This is a genomic window from Pedobacter sp. Leaf176, assembly GCF_001424305.1.
GTDB lineage: Bacteria > Bacteroidota > Bacteroidia > Sphingobacteriales > Sphingobacteriaceae > Pedobacter.
Genome location: NZ_LMPD01000005.1, coordinates 65,947 through 83,136 on the forward strand (window position 1 = coordinate 65,947; position 17,190 = coordinate 83,136).

Sequence of the window (17,190 nt, forward strand, 5' to 3'; positions counted from 1 at the left end):
CTTTGCAATATGATTATCAAAACGGCAACATTTGTTTGCAGCAACACCCAGATTTCCGCCCTACCGCCACCAATAATGCCTGAATATGCTTTCATCGGTCGTTCCAACGTAGGCAAATCTTCGTTAATTAATATGCTGGTTAACCATCACGGACTTGCAAAAACGTCGCAGCGCCCGGGTAAAACGCAGTTAATTAACCACTTTTTGATTAACGAGGCCTGGTACATTGTCGATTTACCAGGTTATGGCTATGCCAAGGTTTCTAAAACGAGCAGAGAAAAATGGGAAAAATTTATTCGTGCCTACATTACCAAAAGAGAAAGCCTGCAATGCGTTTTCGTTTTGATAGACAGCCGTTTAGATCCCCAGGGAATTGATATCGAATTTTGCTATTGGTTAGGAGAAAAACAGATACCTTTTTCGTTAATTTTTACCAAAGCTGATAAACAAGGAATGACCACCACTCAGAAAAATGTAGCTGCCTTTAAGAAAAAATTAGGCGAGTTTTTCGAAGAGATTCCGGCTACCTTTATTTCTTCTGCTGAAAAAGAAACTGGAAAAGATGAAGTATTGAATTTTATTTATGAGGTTAATAAAGACTTTGTTGTACCGAAAGATTATAAGAAGTTTTAAACCGTTCAATGGTTCATTAGTCAATAGTTCATTGGTTTGATAGTTCATAGCAAATAGCCTAAAGTTGACACATAAATTAATTTTTACAGTTTTTTTAGGTCATTAAGGTATCAAACAATTAACCGTTTTAAATAATTAACAATAAATAGTTTACAATTTGCAGTTCACAATTTTCAGTTAACCATTAAGAAATCGGTGTAATCAAATAATCTGTGTAATCATCTTAAAATAATGAAAAAATACTTTTCACTCGTATTATTCGCACATTCGGTTTTCGCCTTGCCATTTGCTATGATTGGATTCTTTTTGGGCGTTACCATAACAGACAGTCCTTTCAGATGGGAAAAATTAATATTGGTTTTGCTTTGCATGGTTTTCGCAAGAAATTCTGCAATGGCTTTTAACCGTTATTTAGACAGGAACATAGACGCTAAAAATCCACGCACCAAAATGCGTGACATTCCTGCAGGAAAAGTTTCAGCCAATGAGGCTTTAATATTTGTAATCGCTAACTGTTTGCTATTTGCTATTACAACCTATTTTATTAATCCGCTATGCTTTTACCTGTCTCCTGTGGCTTTATTTGTGGTATTATTTTATAGTTATACTAAAAGGTTTACTGCACTTTGTCACCTGGTTTTAGGGCTGGGTTTATCACTAGCGCCTATTGGCGCATACATAGCTGTTACCGGTCAATTCGCATTGGTTCCGGTTTTTTACTCTTTCGCTGTTTTATTTTGGGTGAGTGGTTTTGACATTATCTACGCTTTACAAGATGAAGATTTTGACAGGGATGAGAATCTTCACTCCATTCCTTCCGCTCTTGGCATAAAAAATGCACTGAATGTATCTGTATTGCTGCATGTACTTTCGGCTGCCTGTGTGATATTACCTGTATTCTTCACCGAATTTAGCTGGGTATATTACATTGGTATTGTTTTCTTCTGCTCCATGTTGATTTACCAGCATTTACTTGTAAAGCCAAGCGACATCAGCAAAGTAAACAGGGCATTCCAAACGTTAAACGGATATGCATCGGTTGTATTTGCCATATGCTTTTTAATAGATGCCTACATAAGGACCAAATAATAATAAACGATAGAATGAATGATTTTTGAATGAGCAATTTTTGGCATTAGGCTTTAAAAAATTCAATCAATCATCAATTTGTCTAATTCAATAGTTGATTAAAATATGATAATTACAAAAAAACTGAGAACATATATTCCCCAAGATTTAACCATTACCTGGGAAAGTCTTGAACCTATTTTAACGGAATTACAAACCCGTGAAATCAAAAGTACAGCGGAATTAGAAAGATGGCTGAGAGACCGATCTGAATTGGAAGCCGCACTGGAAGAAGATTTCGCATGGCGATACATTAAAATGAGCTGCGACACTGCTAATGAGGAATTGGTTAAAAATTTCCAGTATTTCGCAACCGAAATTGAACCAAAAATTTCGCCGCTATCGAACGAATTGAACAAAAAGTTTGTCGAAAGTCCTTTTATGGATGATTTAGACAAAGAAAAATTCTTCGTTTACAGCAGGGCAATTAAGAAAGCACTTGAAATCTATTGTGAAGAAAATATCGAACTTTTTACACAATTACAGGTTAAACAACAGAAATATCAAGGCATAACCGGTGCTATGAGCGTTGAAATTAACGGTCAGGAATATACGCTGGAACAAGCATCGGTTTTCGTGAAAGATTTGAATCGCGAGGTACGTGAAAATGCATGGAAAACGATTCAACAAAGAAGGCTCGTCGATAAAGATGATTTAAATATATTGTTTGATGAGTTGATAAAGTTGAGAAATCAGGTGGCTTTAAATGCAGGCTTTGAAAACTACCGTGATTATATGTTTCAGGCTTTAGGACGTTTCGATTATACGCCACAGGACTGCTATGATTTTGCCAATGCAATTGAGAAAGAAATTGTTCCGATTTTAAGAGAACAAGCCGAAAAACGCCGCGAAGCTTTAGGTTTGGAAGTTTTGAAGCCATGGGACCTGGAAGTTAGTGTCAGCGGTAAACCCGCTTTGAAACCATTTAATAATGGAGCGGAACTAATTGATAAAAGTATCGCTTGCTTTAACGCAATCGACGTAAAGCTCGGTGAAAAATTAGCCGTAATGAAAGCAAACGATCTTTTCGATGTCGAAAGTAGAAAAGGTAAAGCTCCCGGAGGCTATAATTATCCATTGGCCGAAACCGGGGCACCATTCATCTTCATGAATTCAGCAAATTCGCTTCGCGATTTAACCACGATGGTTCACGAGGGTGGGCATGCAATACACACTTTTCTGACCGCGAATTTAGAGTTAAATGATTTTAAACATTGTCCATCAGAAGTTGCTGAACTGGCCTCAATGAGCATGGAATTAATTTCTATGGATAGCTGGGCTATTTATTTCGATAACGAAGAGGATTTAATTCGCGCAAAAAAAGAACAACTGGCTGACGTTTTAAAAACGTTGCCCTGGGTAGCAGTGATCGACCAGTTTCAACATTGGATCTATACCAACCCAAATCATACTGCAGCAGACAGAGAAGAAACTTTCAAACAAATTTACAACCGTTTTGGTGCTGGTTTCGCTGACTGGACGGATTTACAAAAGGAATTTGGAAACGGATGGCAGAAACAACTGCATTTATTCGAAGTTCCATTCTATTATATCGAATATGCAATCGCTCAATTAGGTGCAATTGCCGTCTGGAAAAATTACAAAGAAAACCCTGAAAAGGCCTTAGAACAATATTTAGCTGCACTTGCTCTAGGTTATACAAAACCAATGAATGAGATTTACGAAACCGCTGGAATCAAATTTGACTTTAGTGCGGATTATGTGAGAGAACTTGCAGATTTCGTGAAAGAAGAACTGGAAAAACTAGGATAATTTAGGGTTTAGGGTTTAGGGTTTAGGGTTTAGGGTTTAGGGTTTAGGGTTTAGGGTTTAGGGTTTAGGGTTTAGGGTAAATTCTGTAAATATAAACTTGTTTTAAATAAGAAAAGTTGCAGCAACACTGCGACTTTTATTTTGTCTTCCGCATATTAAGGGCTTAAAAATCTGAGTAATCTGCGGGACGCAAATTTTGCGGTGCAGGAAAATAAATCTCCGCATGTTTCGCGAACCATCGCAGAAAAACCTAACAATCTGTTGTCTTTCGAGGACTTATTGATTAAACAAAAATTTTTGAAGCCTAAGCAATAACGTCGTTTTTCATCCTCGTTTTAATAACCAGAAACATCACCAATACAGAAAGAATAATCATGACCAGATAGCTGAAACTTAGATTTCTTTCATCTTTTGCAGGAATTAAATTCACGATTGTATAGCTTAGGAAAGAAACGATTACATAAGTAATTCCCCCAGTTAAACCACCTGCTATTCCCGCATTTTTTGGGAATTTACTTAAGCAAAAAGTAAAATAGTTATTGAAAGTAAACCCAGCTCCGATATGTATGATAAAGGCAAAGAATATCAAGGAGTATAAATTGGATATAAAATTGAGGCTAACGATCATTGCCACAACGAAAACCACTTGCAACAACGCATTAATCATTAACCGCCTGAAAAAAGGCTTATTAATAGTTGCTTTACCGATGAAACCGCCCATCATCCAGGCGAAGCCCAAAATCAATGAACTGTACCCAGCAACTACCGGCGAATATTTCAAACCGTGTTCAATAATAAACGGGCCAGTCATGTTGTAAACCATTATCATACAATAAGCCAGGCCAAGCATTACGATACCTAAAGTAAAGCTTGTTGTTTTAATCATATCTATGTAAATGGTTGTGATTTTTTTCAGTTGGAAATCAGTAAAATGCTTTAACGTTTCGCCACTGAAAACGAACTCGAGCACAGCAAACACAAATGCAAAACCGGCAAGAAAATAGAAGTTAGACTCCCATCCAAAGGCGGTTTGTAAATATCCACCAACAAATGGTGCTATTATGGGCCCCGTTGACCAGATGATGGAGAACAAACTTAGGTAATGCTTTAATTTATCGCCAGCAAACAAATCAACAAAATAAGCACACTTGGCCACAACAATTGCACCTACCGACAGGCCGTGTATAACCCTCATTAAATAAATCAGATATATGTTGTGCGTAATGGCAATTACAATGCTGGCAACAGTAAATACCAACAAACTGTATAAACAAATTTTGTACCGGCCGAAACTATCCAATATACTTCCAACGAAGAGTTGCGCTATACCATAACTAATCAGAAAAATACTTAAAGTAAGTTGAACCTGAACACTACTTATATTCATTTCGCCGGCCATAGTTGGTAAGGAGGGAATATAAATATCGGTTGCAAAGCCAGAAAGCGGAATCAATGCAAAAGCCAAAATAGTGGCAACACCTTTATTTTTTTCTTTAATATATGATTGTTGTATAGAAGAAGATATCATTCGAATTAAGAAAATGGGTACAAAGCCGATTTATTATTAAGCGGCAAAAGTAGGATTTCGCCGTACAGAGTAGATAACATTTAGTAAATAAACACAATCATATTACAATTATTGAAGTATTTACTTTCAGTTCATATTTATCATAAAAAATCCAATCAGGCCTACTTAATTTACCTTGGAAATTAATGCTATGAAATTTATATCCTGCTTTAAACGTTTTTAACTGATATTTTTTTAAGTTTGAAGAATACAACAAACCCAAACAAATGTTCGAGAAGCTATTCAGAAAGAAATCTATTGCTAAAATACTAAAAGATGCAGCAAGCGGCTATGGCGACCATGAAAACACTTTACACAAAACACTTGGCGTCCGGGATTTAACCGCTTTCGGTATCGCAGCGATCATTGGTGCGGGTATATTTAGTACAATTGGTAAGGCCAGTGCAGATGGCGGTCCGGCGGTAATTTTCCTATTTATCTTCACAGCCGTTGCCTGTAGTTTCGCTGCTTTTGCTTATGCAGAATTTGCTTCAATGGTACCTGTTTCAGGGAGTGCGTATACCTATTCCTACGTTGCCTTCGGTGAGTTGGTCGCTTGGATTATTGGTTGGTCGCTTATTATGGAATATGCCATTGGCAACATCACCGTTGCGATTTCCTGGTCTGATTACTTTACCGGATTACTTTCCTCCATTCGAATACCTGCTTTAGGTATTGAGGGAATAAACATTCCCAATTGGGCAACAATGGACTACCTGACTGCCTTTAACGGACATAAACATGCGGAAGCATTATTAGCTGCTGGTAAAAATATCGGCGGACTTGACGCTGCAACTGCAGTTGCAAATAATGCCTGGTTAACGGCGCCACAAATTGGAAGTTTTCACCTGGTTGCAGATTTACCCGCATTAGGCATAATCATTTTCATCACAGCTTTAGTTTACCGTGGCATGAAGGAAAGCAGAAATGCCAGTAATGCGATGGTGGTTGTCAAACTGGCCGTAATCCTGTTGGTTTTATCAGTCGGTATATTTTATATTGATACGAAAAACTGGAATCCATTTGCTCCAAACGGCGTATCTGGCGTTTTAAAAGGTGTTTCAGCAGTATTTTTCGCTTACATCGGATTTGATGCAATTTCTACAACTGCCGAAGAATGTAAAAATCCGCAAAGAGATTTACCCCGTGGCATGATGTGGGCGATTATTATTTGTACCGTTCTTTATGTTGCAATTGCCCTGGTTTTAACTGGAATTGTAAAGTCAGATACATTGGCAGTTGGCGACCCATTAGCATTTGTTTTTGACCAGATCGATTTGAAATTAATGAGTGGAATCATCGCAGTTAGCGCTGTGTTTGCGATGGCAAGTGTGTTATTGGTATTCCAAATGGGACAACCGCGTATATGGATGAGCATGAGCCGCGATGGTTTATTACCGAAATCATTTTCAAAAATCCATCCGAAATACAAAACTCCGTCTTTCGCTACTATAGTTGTGGGTTTTGTGGTTGCTGTTCCGTCGCTATTTATGAATTTGACAATTGTAACCGATCTTTGTTCGATAGGTACTCTATTTGCCTTTGTATTGGTTTGTGCGGGTGTTTTGGTTTTGCAGAACAGACCCGACGTCCAACGAGGAAAGTTCAAAATTCCTTATGTAAACAGTAAATTTATAATCCCTGTCGTTTTCATTGCGGCAATCGCTTTTGCATTCACAAATTACAACAAAGAAACCAAGGCATTCATCTTTAATACGCCAAAAACCATCGAAACGATAACTTTTGTTACCTCTTTAAATGGTGAAGAATTAAAAATAGTTAAACAGGAGATTGTTAAAAATGTAGCGCCGCAAATCATTCTCACTGATAAAGTTGATGCTGAATCTTATTTAAGCAATCTACCAGCTGATAAATACGAGCAGTTCATTTCTTCTTCACAAATTCCTGTAGAAAAGAAATATGAAAGTGGTTGGGGCTTATTCAAACACAAAATACCTATGTGGATTTTCCTGATTATTTGCGTGTTTATTACTTATTTCAGTATAACAAAAAATCTTTCTCTAATTCCTGTTTTAGGATTAATCAGTTGCCTTTACATGATGTGTGAGTTAGGCATTTCCAATTGGATTGGTTTCAGTATTTGGCTGGTAATTGGCCTGGTTGTCTACTTTGCTTATGGATTTAAACATAGTAAGTTAGGGCAAGAAGCCCAGCTTTAGATTATAATTCAAAAAAAACGCTACATCTTTTAGTAATGTTTTTTTTTCAGCCTTCATCACCTTAAGCTAGTCGAGGTGCCTTAAAAACCTATAATTCCTTTTGAAGGCTACTATTAACAGATTTTATCAGAGTCGTCGTCATTCTCGCGCAGGCGGGAATCTTAATCTTGAAGCTCATTGTACTATCCTTCCCAATCGAGTTGGGAAGGAAAACTATCAAAGCCTATCAATTCTATTAAATCCAATTTTGATCCAGATTTGCATTTTCATAATAACCTAGCCTTTCTTCTTTACGAAAGCCATTATCGTTATCAAAACTAACCCCGTAACCGAGGCGATCATAAATTTATCTCCCTCCCGCCAGTGCATAACCTTCGCGGCAGGCCCAATAAGGAAAAGGCAAATCGCAAGAATTAAAAGCGCTTTCCTCATCATTTAAACAGGCAATCTGTGTAATTCGATATCATCCGGCGTTACAAAGATTAAAGGAACCTTTTCCACGTCTACGTAGCTACTATCCAAACCGAAACTTCGTTCTTCTGATAAACTTAACTTTTTAAGGATAAAATAATAGTCCATTATCTGACGTTCATAGAAACTTAGTTTGGTAAACTTCGATAAATGCTTTTCTAAAATTACAAACCTGAAATCACCGGCGATCTTGTGTTTGTTAAGTGATGTGTATTGACTTGTAATATCGATTTCACCATTTTTAACCAACTCTTCCACAACCTTACGATAAAGTAAGTTCACGCGTTGCTCAATTCGAAAACCTAGTCTGAAATCTATACGGATTAACTTACCGGGAATCAGGAATTCTACCTTGTAATCCAGCGTATAAGGTTCATCCATTACGTCAACGTGCACCAGCCAATATACATCAGCCCGCTTTGGTTCTTTCTGAATAATCGAATAAATAATTTTCGATTCTATCTCTGTTTTAAAATTGGCACTGGTTAGGTAAACCAGTTGGGAAGAGTATTTTGGCACAGATTCATCACTGCTCAACTCTGTTAAAATTTGATAGTAATCTTCAATTTCAACGTATTTAACGAAACGATTCTTAATCTTTCTGGCCACAAACCAACTCCACATGATGGTAAACAATAACGAACCAATCATTACGGTTACCCAACCACCATGTAAAAACTTAGTTAAATTACTTATAAGGAAAGTACCTTCAATAATGACATAAGTGAAAAAGAAAGTGGCAATTAAATACCTTGGAAAACGCTTACTTCGCAGGTAAAAACTAACCAGAATAGTGGTCATCAACATGGCAATGGTTATCGATAAACCATATGCAGCATCCATTTTCTCCGCTTTTTGGAAAAGTAAAACGATTCCGCAGCAGCCTATCCAAAGCATCCAGTTTATTGAAGGGACATATAGCTGGCCTTTTGAAACGGATGGATAAACGATTCGTATTTTAGGCCAGAGGTTTAAACGTACGGCTTCAGCAATAAGGGTAAACGATCCGCTTATTAATGCCTGACTGGCAATTACAGCGGCCATTGTTGCTAAAATAACCATCGGTACCTGAAAATGATCGGGAACAATCTGAAAGAAAGGATTCATTTTTGCACCGGGCACATAGCTTCCGCTGTTCTGCAAAATCCAAACGCCCTGCCCTAGATAATTTAAGATCAAGGTCAGTTTTACGAAAATCCAGCTGATGCGGATGTTATTTCTTCCACAATGACCTAAATCTGAATACAGTGCCTCCGCACCCGTAGTACATAGAAACACACCGCCAAGAATTAAAAAAGCAAGCTTATTAGTGACAAGCAGGTGAATTGCATAATATGGGTTAAAAGACTTTAAAATACTGAAGTCCTTTACGATAAAGGATAATCCCAAAACACCCAAAACCGCAAACCAAACGAACATAACTGGCCCGAAAAGTTTGCCGACTAGGTTTGTTCCGAATTGCTGAATGATGAAAAGAATAGTCAGGATGGTTAAGACGATCGGTATAACAGGAACGTCGAACTTATTTGTCAATCCTTCAATAGCAGACGTGACAGTAATACTCGGTGTAATAATACCATCAGCAAGTAGCGCACAACCACCAACGACTGCTGGTACAACCAGCCATTTTGCCTTTTTTCGAACCAGGGAGAAAAGCGAAAATATACCGCCTTCACCTTTATTGTCGGCTCTTAAGGTAATTATAACGTATTTAATTGTGGTTTGCAGGGTTAGCGTCCAAATGATGCAAGATAGTACGCCCAAAACATTTGTTGGATTTATATCCTGTTTGCCTCCCAGTATGGTTGTAAAAATCGCGTTTAGTGTATATAATGGTGAAGTACCGATATCTCCGAATACAATTCCTAAACTAATCAGAACTCCACCGGCAGTTAGCGCATTTACGTTTTTATGATTTGACACCTCTTTGGTTTTTTAGTGCGGCAAAAGTAAACTAACTATAACAATTTAACAACCAATTTATTGTGTATTTTTAACACTATGAAATTTAAAACTATTGTTAAAATGTGTTAAAATATGGCTTTTAAACAAAATGTTTAATTTCTTTGTTTTAAATTAATACATTTGTTATACAAAATTTGATGAAACTCTACCCAAAGATAACGCTTCTCTCAAAACTAATCTGCATTTTGTGCATGGTTTTGTTATGCGGGATAAAATCTTTGGCTCAACAAACAGATAGCATTCACATCAGCCTTAAAACAAGGGCTAAAAAACCCAGCAGAATTCCCGAAATTAAGGCGAATATACAGCCATATAGACCACTATATACGTTGATTAGTGGCGGCAGTATGTTTAGTGGTTATTCAGGAACAGCAAAAAACACCACCCTCACCGCGAAAGATAAACTGCTTAACGTAGTAAAAATTTATCCGAACCCGGTTGAAGATCAGATAAACATCATTTTGGCGATTGGAAAAGATGGTACTCAGACTACCATTAAAATAATCGATTTGTTGGGCAATGAAGTCGTTACTTTAGCAAACGAACGTTTAAACTCCGGCGAGCAGATAAAAAGTTTTGTCATTCCATCGCGTTTAAACGCGGGTATTTATTTTTTAAGAGTCGTGGCTGGTTCAGAAAGCCAGCAAAAACGTATATCTGTTTTATAACACCATTTTCTTTTCTATTTTTGGATTGATTTGAAATTTCAAATTATCACCTTACATTTCATACCCATAGAGAATGAAGATCATCGCCATCGGCCGTAATTATGCCGAACACGCAAAAGAACTGAACAATCCAGTTCCTACCACGCCGGTAATTTTTTTAAAACCTGATACCGCTTTATTAAAAGATAACAAGCCATTTTACCATCCTGACTTTTCTGAAGATATTCATTACGAACTCGAGGTTGTGCTGAAGATTTGCAAAGAAGGCAAACATATTTCAGAGAAATTCGCTTCGAATTATTACGACGAGATTGGTTTGGGAGTTGATTTCACAGCCCGGGATATCCAGGCAAAACACAAAGAAAAAGGCTTACCATGGGAATTGGCAAAAGCTTTCGATAATTCAGCACCAGTTAGCGTTTTTCTACCGAAAACTAATTTTGAAGACTTATACAATTTAACCTTTGAGTTGAAAGTAAACGGTAAGACCAAACAAAACGGAAATACTAAAGACCTGCTGTTCCCGTTCGAAAAGATAATTAGCTTTGTTTCGCAATACATTACACTCAAAAAAGGAGATTTAATCTTCACCGGAACACCTGCAGGTGTTGGGAAAGTAGACAGAGGTGATAAATTAGAGGCCTGGCTGGAAGGCAGGCAACTGTTAAATTTTGATGTTAAATAAACCTAATGCAAAAAAAATCAAATTCAAATTTTAAATATTATGCCTATATTTTTTGCTTTTTGCTTTTTGCGGCATCAAGCCACGCTCAGCAAATATTTAGCGCCAACAAATATCCATTAACCTATTTTAGACAACCATTAGACATAATGCCTCCGGCGCTTGCCGGCTCTTTCGGTGAAATAAGGGGGAATCATTTTCATTCAGGCATAGATTTTAGGACCAATCAGCGTGAAGGTTATCCGGTTTATGCTGTTGCTGACGGTTACATCTCCAGGCTGCGGGTTCAAAATAGCGGTTTTGGCCAGGCGCTTTACATTAATCACCCTAATGGATTTACATCTGTTTATGGTCACCTCCAACGATTCGCACCAAAAATTGCTACTATTGTTAAAAACCTGGAATATGAAAAAAAGTCTTTTGAACTAGATGAATTTCCTGATGAAAGTTTAATCCCGGTTCACAAAGGCGAAATTATTGCCTGGTCGGGTAACAGGGGAAGTTCAGGTGGACCGCATTTGCACTTCGAGATCAGAGATACAAAAACCGAAGAAACCATTAATCCCCAGTTTTTCGGCATTGACATTCCTGATAATATCCCGCCGGTTATTTATAGTTTATACGTTTATCGCTTAAACGGTAAAGTTTTCAATGAATCAACACCTAAACAAGCAATTGCAATAAGCGGTTCTAACGGAACTTATAAAGCAAGCGGGCCAATAAGCCTGGCGGGAGAAGTCGGTTTCGGAGTAGTAACAACCGACAGGCATAATGGCTTATCAGGAACTAATGGCGTTTACTCAATCCAATTAGAATTAGACGGTAAAATGGTTTTTACGTCGGCATTGGAGCGTTTTGCATTTGAAGATAGCAAGGCAATAAATTCTCACATTGATTATCCCACTTTTTTAATCACAAAAAGGAGTATTCAAAAAAGCTTTGTAGAACCCGGGAATCCATTAAGCATCTATAGCAATTTGGTAGACAACGGCCGCATCAACTTTAATGATGGGGAAACGCATCAACTGCGCTACATTATAACAGATTCTAAAGGAAATTCTTCTACGCTTTCCTTTACTGTACGCGCGGGTTCATCGCCAACTACTTCAGCTGTAATTGCACCGGGTATTATTTATCCGTATAATAAAGCGAACGAATTTAACTCGGATGATATAAAAATTGCTTTTCCGAAGGGGACTTTATATAGCGATTTAACTTTCAATTATAAAAAGCTAACTAAACCGCAAGGAAATGCTTACTCTGCTATGCACCAAATTCATAATCGATACACGCCACTTCATGTTGGCTTCGACTTACGGATAAAAGCAGATAATTTGCCTGAAGCCCTAAGGAGTAAAGCATTGATAGTAAATTCCAATGGTTCATCACAAGGCGGAAACTTTGACAACGGTTATGTCAAAGCAAATCCCCGAAATTTTGGCAGCTTTTATATTTCTGTTGATACCATTGCCCCCAGAATTGTTCCCGTTAACATCGCCGAAGGAAAAAATGTAGCGGGATTGCCAAAGATGTATTTCAGACTAAGTGATAACCTTTCGGGAATTAAAAGTTTTAACGGTTACATAGACGGCAAATGGGCTTTGATGGAATTTGATAGTAAAACCGCCACACTCTGGCACAGTTTCGACGATAGAACCTCATCTGGTAAACATAGGCTTGAATTGGTTGTAGTTGACATGAAAGAAAATACTAGAAGGTATTCAGTGAACTTCTACAGGTAGGATTATTCTGGTTTTAGGATTTATTTAAAATTCAGTCAAGAGGCCTTTAAAACTTCAAACTGTCATATTTTAATTGAGGCTGAACACAAAACAATGAAAACTGTTTAAATTGCAAGTCATCATTTATTCATTCAAAATTAATTATAACTAACATGGTAGAGTTAAAAGAAGGTGATTTTGCTCCGGCAATTACCTCAAAAGACCAAAATGGAGCCGAAGTTTCTTTAAGTGATTATAAGGGGAAAACCGTTGTTTTATATTTTTATCCTAAAGACGATACACCAGGTTGCACTGCTGAGGCATGCGACTTCAGGGATAATTACCAGGGCCTGCAAGCTAAAGGAATTGTTGTTTTGGGTGTCAGCGTTGATGATGAGAAGTCTCATCAGAAATTTGTAACCAAACATAATTTGCCTTTTAAGCTACTGGCAGATACCGATCAAAAGATTGTTAACGATTACGGCGTTTGGACTGAAAAAAACATGTATGGAAAGAAATATATGGGCACAGCCCGCAGCACTTTCATCATTGATGGCGAAGGGAAAATTTCGCATATCATCAAAAAAGTAGATACAAAAAATGCTACGCAACAAGTACTCGATTTAATCAATAACTAATTATGATATAGCAGGTAAAATATTACCTTTGTTATGTAACAACAATTCTTATTTTAATGAAACATACAATAAAAGAATTAGAAGATATTGCTTCGCAGATAAGACGAGACATTGTAAGAATGGTTCACGGATGCCAATCAGGCCACCCAGGTGGTTCATTAGGCTGTGCCGATTTCTTCACCGCTCTATATTTCGAAGTTTTAAACTATAATACAGACTTTAAAATGGACGGCATTGGTGAAGATCTATTCTTCCTGTCTAACGGCCATATTTCTCCGGTTTGGTATAGTACTTTAGCCCATGCAGGCTTTTTCGATAAAAGTGAATTGGCAACTTTCCGTAAGTTAGATTCGAGATTACAAGGTCACCCGACTACGCATGAAGGTTTGCCTGGAATTCGAGTAGCTTCAGGCTCATTGGGCCAGGGTATGTCTGTAGCAATCGGTGCAGCACTAACGAAAAGATTAAATGGAGATAAATCGTACGTTTTTACTTTACATGGCGACGGTGAACTACAAGAAGGACAGAACTGGGAAGCAGCAATGTTTGCGCCATTCCATGAATTAGATACTTTAATTTGCAGTGTGGATTATAACGGTCAACAGATTGATGGCCCAACTAAAAAAGTACTTTCCCTAGATAGTTTACAAGCGAAATTCGAAGCTTTCGGATGGCATGTAATTAATACCGATGGAAATGACATGCAGTCGATTGTTGAAGGTTTACATTATGCTAAAACTTTAACTGGAAAGGGTAAGCCAATCCTAAACCTGATGAGTACCCAAATGGGCGCGGGCGTCGATTATATGATGGGATCTCACAAGTGGCACGGTACAGCCCCAAATGATGAGCAACTGGCAACTGCTTTAGCACAATTACCAGAAACTTTAGGGGATTACTAAATTAGATTAGAAATTTGAGTCTCATGTCTAAAATCTCATATCTAAAAAACAATGAAAACCTGCGGGCAAGCTTGAACGCAGCTAATTTAAAAATTTAAGACCGTGAAAAAATACACATATACAGAGAAAAAAGATACCCGTTCAGGTTTTGGCGCCGGTTTACATGAAGCTGGTAAAAAGAATGAAAACGTGGTTGCTTTGTGTGCCGATTTAGTCGGTTCATTAAAAATGGATGCTTTTATTAAAGATTTTCCGGAGCGCTTTACACAGGTTGGTATTGCCGAAGCAAATATGATTGGCATTGCCGCAGGTATGACAATTGGTGGAAAAATTCCTTTTACAGGTACTTTTGCTAATTTTTCTACAGGTCGTGTTTACGATCAAATTCGTCAATCGGTAGCCTATTCAAATAAAAATGTTAAAATCTGTGCTTCACACGCCGGCTTAACGCTGGGCGAAGATGGTGCAACACACCAGATTTTGGAAGATATTGGTTTAATGAAAATGTTGCCAGGCATGGTGGTTATTAATCCTTGCGATTACAATCAAACAAAAGCCGCAACTTTAGCAATCGCAGAATACGAAGGCCCGGTTTATTTACGTTTCGGCCGCCCGGTTATCCCTGTTTTCACCGATCCTGACCAAAAATTTGAAATCGGAAAAGCCTGGATGGTGAATGAAGGAACGGATGTAACCATCATTGCAACCGGACACATGGTTTGGAAAGCAATCGAAGCGGGGGAAAAATTGGCAGAATTGGGCATAGATGCAGAAATCATCAACATCCACACCATTAAACCTTTGGATGATGAAGCCATTTTAAAATCAGTTAAGAAAACCGGCTGCGTTGTTACCTGCGAAGAGCACAACAAATTTGGCGGGTTAGGCGAAAGCGTTGCCCGTTTACTAACCACAGAGTTACCAACGCCACAAGAATTTGTGGCTACAAATGACACTTTTGGAGAGAGCGGAACACCTGACCAACTGATGTCTAAATACGGTTTGGATGCTGTAAACATCGTGGAAGCCGCTCAGAAAGTAATTGGCAGAAAGAAATAATATATAAACAACCTGCGTTAAAGACACAAAGAACACAAGGAAATATCCAAACCTTTGTGTACTTTGTGTCTTTATTATTTAATTCCTAATCGTTTTTAATGAAACAAGTTGAAGATTCAGAAATTCTTGCAATGTTTGCCGTGGAGCGCACTCGAAATGAAGCTTTTAATTTGTTATTAAAAAAGTATCAGCAAAAAATATACTGGCACATTCGGCGGTTGGTTTTAAATCATGATGATTGCGATGATTTAATCCAGGAAGTATTTGTCAAGGTTTGGAAAAATCTCGACAAATTTCGGTCCGACTCCCAACTTTACACATGGATATATCGTATCGCTACCAATGAATCCATTACGTTTCTTAACAAACAGAAGCAGCGAAACAATACACCAATGGACGAAGTTTCTGCAGAACTGGCAGAAAACCTAATCGCATCATCTTACTTTAACGGTGACAAACTTGAGCTAAAACTTCAAAAAGCAATTCTTACTTTACCTGAAAAACAGCGAATTATTTTCAATATGAAATATTTTGATGATATGAAATATGAAGAAATTTCCGAGGTACTCGGAACCTCTGTAGGCGCTTTAAAAGCGTCATTTCACATCGCAGCAAAAAAGATTGAAGCTTTTATTACAAATGATGAAATAGACTATTAAACCTTTTCACTTTAATTGTATCATATATCTGTGATGAATGAAAATTTAGAAAATAACGATTGGATTAAAGATGCGCCGACCCTTGCCGCAATGGCCAAGCGCAATCCCTTCTCCGTTCCTGCGGGATATTTCGACAATTGTGAGGAGGCTGTTTCAAACAACATTTTTTTGGATGGCTTGAAACAAAGTATTAGTGATAACGCTTTCCTTATACCAGAAAATTATTTTGAGGAATTAACAGAAATGATTGAAACGAGAATCGCTTTCCAGCAATCGGTTCAACCAATTAACAAATTTGCTGTTCCTGAAAATTACTTCGAAACTTTACAAAGCAGAATAACAATTAGAATAAATACAGAACAAACCATAAAAAAAGAGGCTAAAATTATTCCTTTATGGAGACGAAGTTTTGTTAAATATGCAAGTGCGGCTTGCTTTTTATTGATAGCATCTTTTGGGTTTTACTTCTACCAAAACAATCAATCTGCTGAAATGGTAAGCGTTCCACAAATGCGGACTGCGGATTTTGCAAACGACCAAATGCTTTATGATATTGATGAAACGACAATCTTAGACCATTTGGAAGCACAAAATACATCTAATATAAAAACAACTTCTGCCTCAGATACAGAAGTGGAAAATTACATCCTGAGTAACTATTCATCAACTGATTTAGCTCAGGAATTATAAAAATTAATGTCAAATGAAGAATTTATTTTTTGCTGCTTTACTATTGCTTCTACCATCAATAATTTGGGCACAAAGACCCAAGGGTGAAGAAATAGAATCGCTTAAAATTGCCTTTTTTACAAAAAAACTAGATCTATCTCCTGAAGATGCTAAAGTATTCTGGCCAATCTATAATGACATGCAGGCGGAACAAAATGCACTTCGAAAAGAACGTTTTCAAAAAATGATTTCGTTTAGAAAAGTCACGGAAATTGATAATCTGACGGATGCACAAATCCAAAGTTTAATTACGAGCGAATTCGATTTCAGGCAACGCGATTTAAACATCGAAAAGAAGTATTACAATAAATTTAAAGCAGTATTGCCGATTAAAATCATCGGTAAATTCTACCGGGCACAGGAAGCCTTTAAGCGAGAGTTGCTGAATCGCTTTAAGGACAGACAATAGGAAAAG

The 17,190-nt window shown here is 37.5% G+C and carries 15 protein-coding genes; 13 read left to right on the plus strand and 2 right to left on the minus strand.

Annotated features, from left to right (window positions below; all coding sequences use genetic code 11):
• Positions 1–9 precede the first annotated feature (9 nt).
• From yihA to ASF92_RS14750, 3 genes are all read left to right on the plus strand, one after another.
• On the plus strand, positions 10–633 hold the full coding sequence (yihA, locus tag ASF92_RS14740; protein ID WP_056094698.1) for a ribosome biogenesis GTP-binding protein YihA/YsxC: 624 nt from the start codon (positions 10–12) through the stop codon (positions 631–633).
• Between the two features lie 231 nt (positions 634–864).
• Entirely contained in the window at positions 865–1,722 is an 858-nt protein-coding gene (locus ASF92_RS14745; RefSeq protein ID WP_056094701.1) for a UbiA-like polyprenyltransferase, read from the plus strand.
• Between the two features lie 105 nt (positions 1,723–1,827).
• On the plus strand, positions 1,828–3,534 hold the full coding sequence (locus ASF92_RS14750) for a M3 family oligoendopeptidase (protein ID WP_056094704.1): 1,707 nt from the start codon (positions 1,828–1,830) through the stop codon (positions 3,532–3,534).
• A gap of 304 nt (positions 3,535–3,838) precedes the next feature.
• Here the strand turns inward: ASF92_RS14750 and ASF92_RS14755 are convergent, their stop codons facing one another.
• Positions 3,839–5,062, minus strand: a complete 1,224-nt coding sequence (locus ASF92_RS14755; RefSeq protein ID WP_056094707.1) for an MFS transporter — start codon at positions 5,060–5,062, stop codon at positions 3,839–3,841.
• 266 nt (positions 5,063–5,328) lie between these two features.
• Here ASF92_RS14755 and ASF92_RS14760 point away from each other — a divergent pair, with 266 nt between their 5' ends.
• The gene (locus ASF92_RS14760) at positions 5,329–7,281 is read left to right on the plus strand and encodes an amino acid permease (RefSeq protein WP_056094710.1); all 1,953 of its coding nucleotides are present in this window, start codon (positions 5,329–5,331) and stop codon (positions 7,279–7,281) included.
• A gap of 435 nt (positions 7,282–7,716) precedes the next feature.
• On the opposite strand, the gene ASF92_RS14765 is transcribed toward ASF92_RS14760, so the two are convergent.
• Complete coding sequence (locus ASF92_RS14765; protein ID WP_056094713.1) at positions 7,717–9,675, minus strand: KUP/HAK/KT family potassium transporter; 1,959 nt, start codon at positions 9,673–9,675, stop codon at positions 7,717–7,719.
• A 179-nt stretch (positions 9,676–9,854) separates the two neighbouring features.
• Between ASF92_RS14765 and ASF92_RS14770 the strand changes: the two genes are divergently transcribed.
• The 9 genes from ASF92_RS14770 (at position 9,855) to ASF92_RS14810 (ending at position 17,184) form a co-directional block, all read left to right on the plus strand.
• Positions 9,855–10,385 carry a T9SS type A sorting domain-containing protein gene (locus tag ASF92_RS14770; RefSeq protein WP_082489579.1) on the plus strand — a complete coding sequence of 177 codons (531 nt, stop codon included), beginning with the start codon at positions 9,855–9,857 and terminating at the stop codon, positions 10,383–10,385.
• 73 nt (positions 10,386–10,458) lie between these two features.
• The gene (locus tag ASF92_RS14775; protein WP_056094720.1) at positions 10,459–11,070 is read left to right on the plus strand and encodes a fumarylacetoacetate hydrolase family protein; all 612 of its coding nucleotides are present in this window, start codon (positions 10,459–10,461) and stop codon (positions 11,068–11,070) included.
• 5 nt (positions 11,071–11,075) lie between these two features.
• A complete protein-coding gene (locus ASF92_RS14780) occupies positions 11,076–12,809 on the plus strand; it encodes a M23 family metallopeptidase (protein ID WP_056094722.1) in 1,734 nt (577 codons plus the stop codon).
• Between the two features lie 152 nt (positions 12,810–12,961).
• Positions 12,962–13,426: a thioredoxin-dependent thiol peroxidase gene (bcp, locus tag ASF92_RS14785; RefSeq protein WP_056094725.1), complete on the plus strand. Its 465-nt coding sequence runs from the start codon at positions 12,962–12,964 to the stop codon at positions 13,424–13,426.
• Between the two features lie 56 nt (positions 13,427–13,482).
• The gene (locus ASF92_RS14790; protein ID WP_056094728.1) at positions 13,483–14,328 is read left to right on the plus strand and encodes a transketolase; all 846 of its coding nucleotides are present in this window, start codon (positions 13,483–13,485) and stop codon (positions 14,326–14,328) included.
• A 102-nt stretch (positions 14,329–14,430) separates the two neighbouring features.
• The gene (locus ASF92_RS14795) at positions 14,431–15,387 is read left to right on the plus strand and encodes a transketolase family protein (protein ID WP_056094733.1); all 957 of its coding nucleotides are present in this window, start codon (positions 14,431–14,433) and stop codon (positions 15,385–15,387) included.
• Positions 15,388–15,485: 98 nt separating this feature from the next.
• Positions 15,486–16,046, plus strand: a complete 561-nt coding sequence (locus ASF92_RS14800) for an RNA polymerase sigma factor (RefSeq protein ID WP_056094737.1) — start codon at positions 15,486–15,488, stop codon at positions 16,044–16,046.
• Between the two features lie 33 nt (positions 16,047–16,079).
• On the plus strand, positions 16,080–16,736 hold the full coding sequence (locus tag ASF92_RS14805) for a hypothetical protein (RefSeq protein WP_056094741.1): 657 nt from the start codon (positions 16,080–16,082) through the stop codon (positions 16,734–16,736).
• Positions 16,737–16,749: 13 nt separating this feature from the next.
• Complete coding sequence (locus tag ASF92_RS14810; protein WP_056094744.1) at positions 16,750–17,184, plus strand: hypothetical protein; 435 nt, start codon at positions 16,750–16,752, stop codon at positions 17,182–17,184.
• Positions 17,185–17,190: the final 6 nt, after the last annotated feature.

Coding starts and splice junctions, on each gene's coding strand:
- yihA (WP_056094698.1), top strand. CDS start 10: ATGATTATCAAAACGGCAACATTTGTTTGCAGCAACACCCAGATTTCC.
- ASF92_RS14745 (WP_056094701.1), top strand. CDS start 865: ATGAAAAAATACTTTTCACTCGTATTATTCGCACATTCGGTTTTCGCC.
- ASF92_RS14750 (WP_056094704.1), top strand. CDS start 1,828: ATGATAATTACAAAAAAACTGAGAACATATATTCCCCAAGATTTAACC.
- ASF92_RS14755 (WP_056094707.1), bottom strand. CDS start 5,062: ATGATATCTTCTTCTATACAACAATCATATATTAAAGAAAAAAATAAA.
- ASF92_RS14760 (WP_056094710.1), top strand. CDS start 5,329: ATGTTCGAGAAGCTATTCAGAAAGAAATCTATTGCTAAAATACTAAAA.
- ASF92_RS14770 (WP_082489579.1), top strand. CDS start 9,855: ATGAAACTCTACCCAAAGATAACGCTTCTCTCAAAACTAATCTGCATT.
- ASF92_RS14775 (WP_056094720.1), top strand. CDS start 10,459: ATGAAGATCATCGCCATCGGCCGTAATTATGCCGAACACGCAAAAGAA.
- ASF92_RS14780 (WP_056094722.1), top strand. CDS start 11,076: ATGCAAAAAAAATCAAATTCAAATTTTAAATATTATGCCTATATTTTT.
- bcp (WP_056094725.1), top strand. CDS start 12,962: ATGGTAGAGTTAAAAGAAGGTGATTTTGCTCCGGCAATTACCTCAAAA.
- ASF92_RS14790 (WP_056094728.1), top strand. CDS start 13,483: ATGAAACATACAATAAAAGAATTAGAAGATATTGCTTCGCAGATAAGA.
- ASF92_RS14800 (WP_056094737.1), top strand. CDS start 15,486: ATGAAACAAGTTGAAGATTCAGAAATTCTTGCAATGTTTGCCGTGGAG.
- ASF92_RS14805 (WP_056094741.1), top strand. CDS start 16,080: ATGAATGAAAATTTAGAAAATAACGATTGGATTAAAGATGCGCCGACC.
- ASF92_RS14810 (WP_056094744.1), top strand. CDS start 16,750: ATGAAGAATTTATTTTTTGCTGCTTTACTATTGCTTCTACCATCAATA.